Origin of the sequence: Streptomyces sp. WZ-12, from assembly GCF_028898845.1 — a bacterium.
Classification (GTDB): Bacteria; Actinomycetota; Actinomycetes; order Streptomycetales; family Streptomycetaceae; genus Streptomyces.
The window spans coordinates 6,433,214-6,445,805 of the sequence record NZ_CP118574.1 but is presented as its reverse complement, the minus strand read 5'-3'; the positions used below and the strand labels follow the sequence as shown (position 1 = coordinate 6,445,805).

Sequence of the window (12,592 nt, the reverse complement as noted above, 5' to 3'; positions counted from 1 at the left end):
TCAGTCGCGCTCGGCGAGGACGTGGAGCTGGGTGGCGACGGAGTGGAAGGCGGGCTGCTCGGCCACGGCGGCCTCCAGCTTCAGCAGGGCGTCCATGGCGCCGGGCTCGGTGTCGACCAGGACGCCGGGGACGAGGTCGGCGAAGACCCGCACACCGTGCACCGCGCCGACCTGGAGGCCGGTGGCGGTGACCAGGTCGGTGAGCTGCTCGGCGGTGAACCGGCGGGGCACCGGGTCGCCCTCGCCCCAGCGGCCCGCGGGGTCGGCCAGGGCCCGGCGGGCCTCGGTGAAGTGGCCGGCCAGCGCGCGGGCGAGGACCGCGCCGCCCAGGCCGGCGGCGAGCAGGCTGAGGGTGCCGGCGGGGCGCAGCGCGCCGGCGGCGTTGCGCAGGCCCTCGGCCGGGTCGTCGACGTACTCCAGCACGCCGTGGCAGAGCACCGCGTCGTAGCCACCGCGCTCGACGACCTGGAACAGGCCGTGGGCGTCGCCCTGGACGCCGCGGATCCGGTCGGCGACCCCGGCCTCGGCGGCCCGGCGCTCCAGGGCGAAGAGGGCGTTGGGGCTGGGGTCGACGACGGTGACGCGGTGGCCGAGACGGGCCACCGGGACGGCGAAGTTGCCGCTGCCGCCGCCGGTGTCGAGGACGTCCAGGGCGTCCCGTCCGGCGGCCTTGACCCGGCGCTCCAGGGCGTCCTTGAGGACGTCCCAGACCACGGCGGTACGAAGGGATGCGCGGGGGCGCAGCGGGTCAGACACGGTGGGTGGCTCCTCGGCGGGGCATGAACATCCAGTCGTTCACCACCCTATTCCGTAATCCGACGGGTGCCGCGCCCGGCCCGCGCGACGCCGCAGGTCGCGCGGTCAGCCGGCGCGGCCCCAGCCCTCGCGGGGCGGATCCCCGGCCCCTTGCAGGGGCAGCGTGGGGTGCAGTCGCAGCATCCGCTCCACCAGGCGGAGGAACATCCCGGCGTCCCGCAGCAGGTCGTCGGCGTCGCGGTGGCTGGCCGCGCCCGATATGTCGGCCTCGGCCCGGGCCCGGCGGATGGCACCGGAGGCGAACAGGGCGCTCCACTCGGCGAGTTCGGGCGCGACCTCGGGCAGCACCTCCCAGGCGCTGCGGATGGCCGGTCGGCGGCCGCGCCGTCCGCGGTGCGCGGCGGGCTCCGGGCGGGCGCGCACGGCGAGGACCGCAGCGGCGGCGCGCAGCGCGGCCAGATGAGCAGTGGCAAAGCGCTCGTTGGCGGATTCCAGAATGGTGGCCTCGTCGAGGCCGTGCCGGGCCTTGGCGAGCAGGTCGAGGGCGGCGGGCGGGGCGGCCGCCCGGCGCGGGACGGGATGGACATCGCTCGGGGGACCGTACGCAGCGGAGCTGCCCGCGGCGGGACGAGCTGCCATGACGAACCTCCTGTCGTCGCACGCCACTTGGGAGCGGCATGACGATGCGGACCGTATGCACCCATCGTGCGGCACACCACTGACAATCGGCCTTGACCTGCGGTTTCACTGGAAAACGGACAGCCAATCGGCGTGCCGGGCACGGGATTTCGCGGATTTTTCGAGAATCCCTTGCGGAGGATGGGACCGGGTCTCTAAGTTGCACTGACCAGTCAGTGCAAGGGGAGGGATCGTGGACAGCACCCCGCACGGGGCGGCGGTCACGGCCGCGGGTCTCGGGGTCAAGGGCCCCCGCGGATGGGCGTTCAGGGACCTCGACATCACCGCGGAACCGGGCGCGCTGATCGCCGTGCAGGGCCCTTCGGGCACCGGTCGTACCTGTCTGCTGCTGGCGCTCACCGGCCGGATGAAGTCCGCGGCGGGCACCGCGGAGGTGGGCGGGGCGCCGCTGCCCAAGCGCATGGCCGCGGTCCGGTCGTTCACCGCGCTCGCTCACGTGCCCGGCGTCGCCGAGCTCGATCCCGCCCTGACCGTGGGCGAGCACCTGCGCGAACGCGCCCTGCCGCACGGGCGGTTCGGCGCCTCGCTGCGCACGCTGCCAAAGCCCCGACGGGAGCGCCGGGCGCGGGCCCGCGCTCTGGTGGACGGCGCGCTGACCGCCGCCGGGCTGGACCCCGCGGCGCTGTCCAAGGGGGTCGGCACCGCCGTGCGCGACCTGGAGCGGCTGGAGGCGCTGCGGCTCTCCGTGGCGCTGGCGCTGATCGGCGGCCCCCGGTTGCTGGCCGTGGACGACACCGACCTGAAGCTGTCGGACGACGAACGCGCCGCGGCCTGGGCGCTGTTGCGGGGGCTGGCCCGGGCCGGCACCACGGTGCTCGCGGTGTGCAGCGAGCCGCCGGCGGACGCCGCGGGCGTGGTGCTGGTGCGTACCGACCGCGCGGCGCCGGACGCCGACGCCCCCGGGGACGGCGGGCACGACGAGGAAGGGGCGGCCGATGCGCTCGCCGAAGCTGGCCGCGCTTGAGCTGAAGCGGTTCGGGAGGGGGAAGCTGCCGCGCGCCGCGCTGGCCGCCCTCCTGCTGCTGCCGCTCCTGTACGGCGCGCTGTACCTGTGGTCCTTCTGGGACCCCTACGGCCGGCTGGACCGGATCCCGGTCGCGCTGGTCAACGAGGACGCCGGCGCGGACGTCGGCGGGCAGCGGGTCTCCGCGGGCGACGGCATCGTCGCCGGCCTACGGGACAGCCACACCTTCGACTGGCACCAGGTGGACCCCGCGGAGGCCGGTCGTGGCCTGGAGGACGGCAGGTACTACCTCTCGCTCTCCATCCCCCGGGACTTCAGCCGGCGGATCGCCTCCAGCGCCGGGGACCACCCGGAGACCGGCGCCCTGAAGGTGCGCACCAACGACGCCAACAACTACATCGTCGGGCAGATCTCCCGGACGGTGTTCTCCGAGGTGCGCGCGGCGGCCTCGGCCAAGTCGTCGCGGACCTTCCTCGACAGGATCTTCGTGTCGTTCTCGACCCTGCACGGCAAGACCGCCCAGGCCGCCGACGGTGCGGACCGGCTCCAGGACGGCATCGGGCGGGCGAAGGACGGCACCGGCAAACTGGCCGACGGCCTGAACACCGCCAAGAACGGGAGCGCCCAACTGGTCGGCGGCCTGGGCGACCTCGACGCCGGCGCCGGGCGGCTCAACCGGGGCAGCGCCGCGCTCGCCAAGGGGGCCGGCACCGCCGCCGACGGGTCCCGTCAACTGGCCGACGGCTCCGGGCAGGTGGCCCGGGGCACCCAGCAACTCGCGGACACCGTCAACGGCGTCGTCGACAAGGTGGGGCCGTTCGTCCGGGCGCACGGCAAGGAGATCGGCGCGGCCGCCCGGCTGGTCGCGGACGGCGCCCAGGCGGTGCGCGACCACCTGGACAAGCTGCCCGCCGCGGCCTCCACGGGAGCGAAGCTGTCCCGGGGGATCTTCGACCACCTCGCCGCCTACTACCGGTTGCGCTGCGGCAGCGGCACCACCCCGGCGACCGACTGCGCCGAGCTCAAGCGCCTCACCGAGCAGGCCGGTACCGCGGCGGACACCGCCGAAGAGGTCAGCGGCTACGTCCACGACCAGAAGAACCTCGACCAGCTCGGCCGGGACCTGGACACCCTGCACTCGCTGGCCCTGGAGCTGGCCGCGCACGGCCCGACCCTCGGTGCCGACATGGACGCCGCCGTCCACAAGATCAACGAACTCAACGACGGTGCCCACAAGGTGTCCGCGGGCGCCCGCCAACTGGCCGCGGGCAACGCCCAGTTGGCCACCGGCGCGGACCGGCTCACCGACGGGGCGCGGCAACTGCACGACGGCACCGGGCGCGCCGCCTCCGGGATGACCGACCTGGACACCGGCGTCGGCCGGCTCAAGGACGGCGCGCGAACGCTGGACGGTGGGCTGTTCCAACTCTCCGACGGCTCCGCCCGGCTGGCCGACGGGCTGCACGACGGGGTCCGGCGGATCCCGGACTACGGCAAGAAGGACCGCGACGCGCGCACCCAGGTCATGTCCGACCCGGTGCAACTGGCGTCCGGTTCCGCCCACAAGGCGCCCAACTACGGCACCGGGTTCGCCCCGTACTTCATCCCGCTGTCCCTGTGGGTCGGCGCGATGGTGGCCTACATGCTCATCGCGCCGCTCAATCGGAGGGCGCTGGCGATGGGCGCGTCCTCCTGGCGGGTGGCACTGTCCGGTTGGCTGCCGGTGTTCGGCATCGGGGTGCTCCAGACCGCGGCGCTGATGACCGTGCTGCACTTCGCGCTCGGCCTCCAGATGGCCAGGGCGGCCGGCACGGTCGGCTTCCTGGTGCTGGTCACGGCCTGCTTCTCGGCGCTGGTGCAGTGGCTGAACGCACAGTTCGGACCGGCCGGCCGGATCCTGGTGCTGGCGCTGCTGATGCTCCAGCTCACGTCCGCCGGCGGCACCTACCCGGTGCAGACCAGCCCGGGCTTCTTCGGGGCCATCCACCCCTACCTGCCGATGAGTTACGTCGTCGAGGGGCTGCGCCGGCTCATCACGGGCGGCGGCCTGGCGCCCGTATGGCAGGGCGGCGCGGTGCTGTTGGCGTTCACCCTCGGGGCGCTGGCCCTGACCGCCCTGACGGCGCGCGGCCGGCAGGTGGTGCGGATGAAGGACCTCCACCCGGAGCTGAGCCTGTGAGCGGGCGAGCCCTGCCGACCGGCACAATCACCCCCATGGACAGCTCCCACACACGCCGCGACGCGACCCGGCGCAAGCTCTTCGAGGCCGCCGTCACGCTCATCGCCGAACAGGGCTTCTCCTCCACCACGGTGGACGAGATCGCCGAACGGGCGGGGGTCGCGAAGGGCACCGTGTACTACAACTTCGCGAGCAAGAACGTCCTCTTCGAGGAGCTGCTGCGGCACGGCATCGAGTTGTTGGCGTCCTCCCTCCAGGCGGCCGCCGACGAGGTCACCGACCGGGGCGGCACCCGGGTCGACGCGCTCGACGCGATGATCCGGGCCGGCCTGGACTTCATCGCCCACTACCCGGCCCTCACCCAGCTCTACGTCGCCGAACTGTGGCGCACCAACCGGGCCTGGCAGTCCACGCTCATGGTGGTGCGGCAGCGGGCCATCACGGTGGTGGAGGACGTGCTGCGGGAGGCGGTGGCCGCCGGGGAGTTGAGCGACGAGATCGACATCCCGCTGACCGCCTCGGCGCTGTTCGGCATGGTGCTGGTGGCCGCCCTGGACTGGCAGTCGTACCAGCCGGACCGGTCGATCGACGACGTGCACGCGGCGCTGTCGCGGCTCCTCCAGGGGCGGGTCACCGGCCGCCCCGTCTAGAGGGCGGGCCGGTCCGCCCGTTCGCCCCGGGTACGCACATGTGCGCTGCCCTGGCACGGATCGTTCCCCCGTCCGATCCGACCAGGGCAGCGCCGTGCCCCGTCGTTCCCCCGAGCTCCCCCGTCTCCCCCGTGGAGCCCCCCGACGTTCCCCCGTTCCGGCCGGGAGCCGCGCCGCTCCGCCGCCCCGTGTCGGCGGTGCGGCGCCGCTGCCCTTCCGTGGTCCCCACTCTTCCGTCCGGGCCGGTGCCGACCCATCCGCGTACCTACTCATCTCGGCGTCTGAGTACGGATACTCACCGCTGAGCATCCCTCCTCAAGCCGCCGCCAACGGGCCGGCGGACCGCCTACGATCGGCGGCGTGTCCGTACTTCCCTTGGTCTTCACCAGCGGCTGGGCGAGCGGGATCAACGCCTACGCCGTCGTCCTGCTCCTCGGTCTGCTCGGCGCGACCGGCGTCTCCGACGAGGTGCCCGCCGCGCTGGAGCGCCCCGACGTGCTGATCGCCGCGGGGGTGCTCTTCCTGGTCGAGGCGGTCGCCGACAAGATCCCGTACGTGGACTCGGTCTGGGACACCGTGCACACGGTGATCCGGCCGCTCGCCGGCGGCGTGGTGGCGGCGCTGCTGGCCGGGCACGACGGGTCACTGCCGCAGCTCGCGGCGGGCGCCGTGGGCGGCTCCACGGCGCTGGTGAGCCATCTGGTCAAGGCGGGCACCCGGATCGCGGTCAACACCTCCCCGGAGCCGGCCAGCAACATCGTGTTGAGCCTGGCGGAGGACCTGGGCGTCGCGGGGATCGTCGCGTTCGCGCTGTTCCACCCGTGGATCGCGGCGGGCATCGCGGCGGTGCTGCTGGTCGCCGGGATCGCGGTGGTGATCTTCCTGTGGTCGCGGATCCGCCGGTATCTGCGGCGGCGTCGGGAACGGCGCGCGCAGCGGAGGCCGGCCGCGGCCGACGGCGCGGCGCCGCCGGCCGGCTGAGCGCACCGCCGGCCCGGGCGGCGTCCGGCCGCGAGCGGCGTTGTCAGTGCCGCCGGATAAAGTCGCAGGCATGGCAAGGATTGTGGTGATCGGCGCCGGGATGGGCGCGATGGCGGCCGCCGCCCGACTGGCCGTCGCGGGCCACCGGGTGGCGGTGTTCGAGCGCGGCGCGACGTACGGCGGTGCGGTCGGTCGCCTGGAGCGGGACGGCTTCGGTTTCGACACCGGGCCCGGTCTGCTGCACCTCCCGGCGGTCTACCGCGATCTGTTCGTCAAGACCGGCCGCGAGCCCCTGGAGAGCCGCGTCGAGCTCACCCAGGTCGACCCGGCCGCCCGGCACGTCTTCGCCGACGGCACCGCCGTGAATCTGCCCAACGCCTCGCGCGCCGGCGTCCTTTCCGCCCTGGACGAGGCGCTGGGCGCGGGCGGCGGCGAGCGTTGGAGCACCCTGCTGGTCCGCGCCCGCGAGGCGTGGGACGCCACCCGCCGGCCGCTCCTGGAGGAGCCGCTGTGGGCGGACTGGCGGGTGCTGGGGCGCGATCCGTATCCGGCGGTGCGCCGGCGCGGCCTGTTCGGCCCGCGCGGCGGCAAGGGTCCGACCACGGCCACCCTCGCCGAGGTCGCCCGCCGCGAGCTGGCCGATCCGCGCCTGATCGCCCTGTTGGAGAGCCACGCCCTGGCGTACGGCTTCGACCCGCGCACCGTCCCGGCGAGCGCGGCCGTGCTGCCGTACATGGAGCAGACCTTCGGCAGTTGGTACGCGCGCGGCGGGATGCGGGCGCTGGCCGAGGCGCTGTACGAGCGCTGCCTGGCCCGCAAGGTGGAGTTCACCTTCGGGGCCGAGGTGACCGGAATCCTTCAGAAGGACGGCCGGGCCGCGGGCGTGGAGCTGACCGACGGGCGGGTGGCGGACGCGGAGTTCGTGGTCGCCGGCGTCGATCCGGTCCGGTTGCCGGGGCTCTGCGCGGGCCACGAGCCCTGGGGCGAGCACGACGTCCGGCCCGCTCTCGGGGCCGGCGACCGCGCCACCGCGCGGCTGACGGTCTGTCTGGCCCTGCGCGGCACCCGCCCCGCGGACGCGGTGCACCGCACGGTGGTGCACGCCCCGGACCGCGCAGCGGAGTTGGCCGGCGTCTTCGGCGACGGGCACGGCCTGCGCACCCCGTGCGCCCGCCCGACGGTCACGGTGCTGCGCCCCGACGACCCCACCACCCGCCCCGACGACGCGCACGAGGCGGTCACCCTGACGGCCACCGTCGCCCCGCACGGCCCCGTCGACTGGCTGGACCCCGAGGCGCTGGAGCGGGCCGCGGAGCGGATGATCGAGCGCGCCGAGGCGGCGGTGCCGGGGTTGCGGGAGCGGATGTTGTGGCGGCAGGTCCTGCCGCCGGCCGAGGGCTCCCTGGTGCCGGGACCGGCCCTGGCCGGCCGGGAGGGACGCTTCCTGCGGCCCGGCAACCGCACCCGGATACCCGGGCTCTACGGCGTCGGCGGCTGGTACCACCCCGGCGGCGGGCTGGCGCACGCCGGGATGTCCGGGGCGCTGGTCGCGGGCCTGATCGTCAACGGCGACGACTGGCACGGCTCGGAGTGAGACCGCACCCCTGAGGGCCCCGGCCGGGCCCGACTCGGGCCGGGGCGGCGGCGGTTGGCCTCCGTGACGGGACCGCCCCGCCGCTCAGTAGTGGTACCGCTGCTCGTCGTACCCCGGCTGCTGGGGCGGGTAGGGCTGCTGCTCCTCCGGGTGCCCGGTCTCGCGCTGCTGCGGCATCCAGACGCCGCCGGGCGGGGTCTCGGGCGGGTAGCCCTGCGGGTAGTGCTGCGCCGGCTGCCCGCCGAGGGGGTCGTAGGCCCCGGCCTGGTGGGGCGTCCGGCCGAAGGGGTCGGGCTCCTCGTAGGGGTCGTAGTGCGCGGCGTACTGCTGGGTGCCGATGTACGGGTCGGAGTAGGGCACGTGGCCGCCCTGGTAGGCGCCGTTGTCGTAGGACGGGTAGGGGTCGGCGTAGCCGTCGTGCCCGGGGGGCGGGGCGTAACCGCCGTCGTAGCCACGGCCGTTGGCGTCGCCGTCGGCGGTGGGGTTCCCGAAGAGGTCGTAGGAGGCGGCAGCGGCGGCCGGCGCGTCGGGGCGGGCGTCGGGGCTGTAGATGCCGTAGGCCGCGGTGTCGTCCGGCATCGGCTGCGGGGCGTAGACGGCGGTGGCGTCCACGGGGGCGTACCCGAAGTCCTGGGCGGCGGCGGGCACTTCGCCGACGGCGCCGAAGGCGGCAGTGGCGTCGGCGGCGCCGGGGGCGGACGGGTCCGGCTGCGGCGGGTACGGGCCCTGGTGTCCGGCGCCCTCCGTGCCGTGGCCGGCCGGATCGGGGTCCGGGGTGGCACCGGCGGCCGGGGCGGTCTCCTCCGTCAGCCCGGAGACCTGGAGCTTCGGCTCGGCGGCCGGGGCGCGGGACGAGCGGGCCCGGCGCCGGCGGCTCGGCTTGGGCCGCCCGCCGATCGTCCAGCCCTCCTCGTAGCCTCGGCGGACGGAGAGCGTCACGTAGGTCTGCCCGACCGCGAAGGCGATGGCCCCCAGCGCGATCACGATGACCGACGGGATGGCGACGCCGGCCACCACGCCGAGGAAGCCGCCCAGCGCCAACAGCCGCCACCGCAGCGGCGCCTTGTGCTGGAACAGGACCTCACCGAGCAACCACAGGGCGACCAGGCCGAACGCGAGGTAGAGGATCGTCCAGCCCATATGCGCCCCGCTTCCGCCGGATTCCGGCCACCGTGATCAGGACCGCTGGTGCAGCCCGAGGTTCTCGTAGATTTCCAGGGTCGCCGTGGAGTGGTTCAGGGTGATGAAGTGCAACCCGGGCACGTCCTCGGCCATCAAGCGCGCGCACAGCTCCGTCGCGTACTCGATGCCAATGGAGCGTACCGCCGCCGGGTCGTCCTTGACCGCGAGGATGCGCGATGCGAGCTCGGGCGGGAACGCGGCATTGCTGAGCTGCGCGAATCGCTCGATCTGGCGGACGTTGGTGACCGGCATGATCTCCGGGATGATCGGCGTCGAGCAGCCCGCGGCGGAGACCCGGTCGCGCAGCCGGAGGTAGTCCTCCGGGTAGAAGAACATCTGGGTGATCGCGAAGTCGGCGCCCGCGCGGCACTTGTCGACGAAGTACCGGATGTCGGTGTCCCAGTCCGTCGAGCGCGGGTGCATCTCGGGGAAGGCGGCCACGCCGACGCAGAAGTCGCCCGACTCCTTGATCAGTTGGACCAGGTCGGCGGCGTAGCGGATGCCGTCGGGGTGCCGGACCCACTCGCCCATGGGGTCGCCCGGCGGGTCGCCGCGGAGCGCGAGCATGTTGCGGATCCCGGCGCCGGCGTACTGGCCGATGATGTTGCGCAGTTCGGCGGTGGAGTGGTTGACCGCGGTCAGGTGGGCGACCGGGGTGAGGGTGGTGTCGGTGGCGATGCGTTCGGTGGCGCGGACCGTTCCGTCCCGGGAGGTGCCGCCGGCACCGTAGGTCACCGACACGAAGGTCGGGGCGACGGCCTCGATGCGGCGAATGGCGTTCCACAACGTCCGCTCGCCCTTCTCGGTCTTCGGGGCGGCGAACTCGAACGAATAGGACTGCTTGCCGGAGGCGAGCAGGTCGCGCACCGTCCGCGCGCGATCAGTCCTGGTGGAAGCTGTACCTAGGGCCATACGGGCAGGTTAACCACCCGCCGGACGGACACCAACCGACGGCGGCGTATTGGCTGGTTGGCGCCGGCGGTGTCCACAACGTGGACAACCCACGGCCCTCCGAAGGCCTCCTGGCGGACGCCTAAGACGCAGGTCAGCCGGTGTGGGAGCGGATCCGCTTGGCCAGCTCGGCGGCCGCGGCGCCCGGGTCGTCGGCCTCGGTGAGCGCGCGGACCACCACCACCCGACGGGCGCCGGCGGCCAGCACCTCGTCGAGGTTGCCGGCGTCGATCCCGCCGATCGCGAACCAGGGGCGCTCGGGGTCCTGCGCGGCGGCGTACCGGACGAGGTCCAGGCCGGGGGCGTGCCGGCCCGGCTTGGTGGGCGTCGGCCAACAGGGGCCGGTGCAGAAGTAGTCCACCCCGGGCTCGGTGAGGGCGGCGTCGACCTCGGCCTCGGCGTGGGTGGAGCGGCCGATCAGCGGCTCGGGGCCGAGCAGCGCGCGGGCGGCCGGGACCGGCAGGTCTCCCTGGCCGAGGTGGAGCACGTCGGCGCCGGCGGCGTGGGCGACGTCCGCGCGGTCGTTGACCGCGAGCAGCTTGCCGTGCCGGCGGCAGGCGTCCGCGAAGACCTCCAGGTGGCGCAGTTCCGCGCCGGCCTCCATGCCCTTGTCGCGGAGTTGGACGATGTCCACGCCCGAGGAGAGCACCGCGTCCAGGAACTGCGGGAGATCGCCCTGGCGGGTGCGCGCGTCGGTGCACAGGTAGAGCCGGGCGTCGGACAGGGCCTGTCGAACGGTGGTCATCGGGCGGCTTCCCCCTCGTCGGCGGCGTACGGGCCGGGTGGTGCCGGCCCGTACGCCGCGCGGTGGTGGTTACGGATGGTGGTTGCTGCGGGACGCGGGTGCGTCAGACGGCAAGCGCCTGGGCCCGCCGCTTGACCTCCGTGCCGCGATTCTCGCGCAGGGCCTGCGCCGGGGTGCCGGGCAGGGTGTCATCGGCGGTGAAGAGCCACTCCAGCATCTCCTCGTCGGTGAAGCCGTCGTCCTTGAGGAGGGTCAGCGTGCCGGCGAGCCCCTTGACGACCTTGCCGTCCTTGATGAATTCGGCGGGCACCTGGAGCACGCGGTTCTCACCGCGGCGCACGGCGATGAGCTGGCCCTCCTTCACCAGCTGTCGCACGCGGGTCACCTCGACGCCGCATTCCTCGGCGATGTCGGGGAGGGTGAGCCAGGCGGGGACGAGCCCATCGATGTTTACGTCAATCTCGGTCACAGGACAAGCGTGCCACCTCCCACTGACAGTCGGTAGCCGGGCCTCGCCGTGGAGCACGTCGGCACGTCGGCGGACGGGGCCGCGCGGGCCCGTCGTGCCGGTGGATCGCGCTACCGCACCGCCGACTTGAGCGGAACGGCCGCGTCCGCCGCGCGCTCCCGGTCCAGCAGCGCGCCCCGTTCGATGAGCCGGCGCCCCTGGGCCAGGTCCCGCGGGCGCCCCACCGCCAGCAGCGCGACCAGCCGGCCGGACGCCTCCCCGGCCCCCGCGCCGGGCTCGTGGCGGAGCCAGAGCACCGACCAGGCGGCGCCGGTCGGGTCGCCGCGCCACACCAGTTCGTCGGCGTCCCCGTGGTGGCCGGCGTACTGGACGAACCGCCCGAACTGCTCGGACCAGAAGTACGGGACCGGGTCGTAGACCATGCCCTCCGCGGCGCCGCGGGCGATGTTCTCGGCCACCGTGCGGGGGCCCTGGAGGGCGTTGTCCCAGTGGTGGACCAGGAGCCGGGTGCGGTAACGGGCCGAGGGGAACGAGGCGCAGTCGCCGACCGCGTAGACGTCGGGGACGGAGGTGCGCAGCCGCTCGTCGGCCAGGACCGAGCCGTCCTCGGGCGAGAGGGCGACGCCGGAGCCGGCCAGCCAGGCGGTGGCGGGCCGGGCACCGATCCCGACGACGACCGCGTCGGCGGGCAGGGTGGTGCCGTCGGCGAGGGTGACCGCACCGGGGGCGACGGAGGCGACCCGGGCGCCGGTGCGCAGCTCGGCACCGGCGTCGGCGTACCAGCCGGCCATGTGCGCGGCGACCTCGGTGGGCAGGGCGCCGGCCAGGGGGTGGTCGGCGGCCTCCACGACGGTGACCTCGCAGCCGGTCTCGCGGGCGGCGGTGGCGAACTCGGCGCCGATCCAGCCGGCGCCCACCACCACGATCCGGTGCTGGGCGGCGAGCACCGGGCGCAGCCGCTCGGCGTCGTCCAGGGTGCGCAGCAGGTGCACGCCGGGCAGGCCCTCGCTGCCGGGCAGGGTGATCGGTTCGGCGCCGGTGGCGAGCACCGCGTAGGCGTACCGGAGCGGGCCCTTTGCGGTCTCCACGACGTGGTCGTCCGGGCGCAGTGCGGTGACCGGGCGGCCGAGTTGCAGGTCGATGCCGAGGCCGGCGAAGTCGATGTCGAACGCGGAGCCCTCGGCCTTGCCGAGCAGCACGGCCTTGGACAGCGGCGGGCGGTCGTAGGGCTGGTGGGGCTCGTCGCCGAGGAGTGTGATCGCCCCGCGCCAGCCGTGCTCGCGCAGGGCCACGGCGGTCTGCACGCCCGCCATCCCCGCGCCGGCGATCACCACGCGCGGCGTGCGGTCAGGGGCCTGGGGAGAGTTGCTCTGCTCGCTCACCCGCTCACTCTAGGACGGCGGGCGACGCGGCCCGCAGCAG

The 12,592-nt window shown here is 74.6% G+C and carries 12 protein-coding genes; 5 read left to right on the top strand and 7 right to left on the bottom strand.

The genetic code is table 11. The annotated features are described in order from the left end of the window. Positions 1-756: a methyltransferase gene (locus PV796_RS27870; protein ID WP_274916144.1), complete on the bottom strand. Its 756-nt coding sequence runs from the start codon at positions 754-756 to the stop codon at positions 1-3. 105 nt (positions 757-861) lie between these two features. Further along, positions 862-1,395, bottom strand: a complete 534-nt coding sequence (locus PV796_RS27865; RefSeq protein ID WP_274916143.1) for an SAV_6107 family HEPN domain-containing protein — start codon at positions 1,393-1,395, stop codon at positions 862-864. Positions 1,396-1,627: 232 nt separating this feature from the next. Between PV796_RS27865 and PV796_RS27860 the strand changes: the two genes are divergently transcribed. The 5 genes from PV796_RS27860 to PV796_RS27840 all read left to right on the top strand — a co-directional run bounded on the left by PV796_RS27860 (position 1,628) and on the right by PV796_RS27840 (position 7,823). Further along, entirely contained in the window at positions 1,628-2,419 is a 792-nt protein-coding gene (locus PV796_RS27860) for an ATP-binding cassette domain-containing protein (RefSeq protein WP_274916142.1), read from the top strand. Further along, complete coding sequence (locus PV796_RS27855) at positions 2,391-4,598, top strand: YhgE/Pip domain-containing protein (RefSeq protein WP_274916141.1); 2,208 nt, start codon at positions 2,391-2,393, stop codon at positions 4,596-4,598. The genes PV796_RS27860 and PV796_RS27855 overlap by 29 nt, the downstream gene beginning before the upstream one ends. Positions 4,599-4,633: 35 nt before the next feature. After that, a complete protein-coding gene (locus PV796_RS27850) occupies positions 4,634-5,248 on the top strand; it encodes a TetR/AcrR family transcriptional regulator (protein ID WP_274916140.1) in 615 nt (204 codons plus the stop codon). A 360-nt stretch (positions 5,249-5,608) separates the two neighbouring features. After that, positions 5,609-6,229, top strand: coding sequence for a DUF4126 domain-containing protein (locus tag PV796_RS27845; RefSeq protein WP_274916139.1), 621 nt, complete (start codon positions 5,609-5,611; stop codon positions 6,227-6,229). A gap of 70 nt (positions 6,230-6,299) precedes the next feature. Next, positions 6,300-7,823 (top strand): phytoene desaturase family protein, encoded by a 1,524-nt coding sequence (locus PV796_RS27840; RefSeq protein WP_274916138.1) that lies wholly within the window; start codon positions 6,300-6,302, stop codon positions 7,821-7,823. Between the two features lie 84 nt (positions 7,824-7,907). Here PV796_RS27840 and PV796_RS27835 read toward each other — a convergent pair whose 3' ends face one another. The 5 genes from PV796_RS27835 to PV796_RS27815 form a co-directional block, all read right to left on the bottom strand. Then, positions 7,908-8,963 carry a hypothetical protein gene (locus PV796_RS27835; protein ID WP_274916137.1) on the bottom strand — a complete coding sequence of 352 codons (1,056 nt, stop codon included), beginning with the start codon at positions 8,961-8,963 and terminating at the stop codon, positions 7,908-7,910. 36 nt (positions 8,964-8,999) lie between these two features. Next, the gene (gene metF, locus PV796_RS27830; protein WP_274916136.1) at positions 9,000-9,917 is read right to left on the bottom strand and encodes a methylenetetrahydrofolate reductase [NAD(P)H]; all 918 of its coding nucleotides are present in this window, start codon (positions 9,915-9,917) and stop codon (positions 9,000-9,002) included. Positions 9,918-10,050: 133 nt separating this feature from the next. Further along, the gene (gene thiE, locus PV796_RS27825; RefSeq protein WP_274916135.1) at positions 10,051-10,701 is read right to left on the bottom strand and encodes a thiamine phosphate synthase; all 651 of its coding nucleotides are present in this window, start codon (positions 10,699-10,701) and stop codon (positions 10,051-10,053) included. Positions 10,702-10,804: 103 nt separating this feature from the next. Beyond that, complete coding sequence (locus PV796_RS27820) at positions 10,805-11,170, bottom strand: Rv2175c family DNA-binding protein (protein ID WP_274916134.1); 366 nt, start codon at positions 11,168-11,170, stop codon at positions 10,805-10,807. Between the two features lie 110 nt (positions 11,171-11,280). Further along, positions 11,281-12,552, bottom strand: coding sequence for an NAD(P)/FAD-dependent oxidoreductase (locus PV796_RS27815; RefSeq protein ID WP_274916133.1), 1,272 nt, complete (start codon positions 12,550-12,552; stop codon positions 11,281-11,283). Positions 12,553-12,592: the final 40 nt, after the last annotated feature.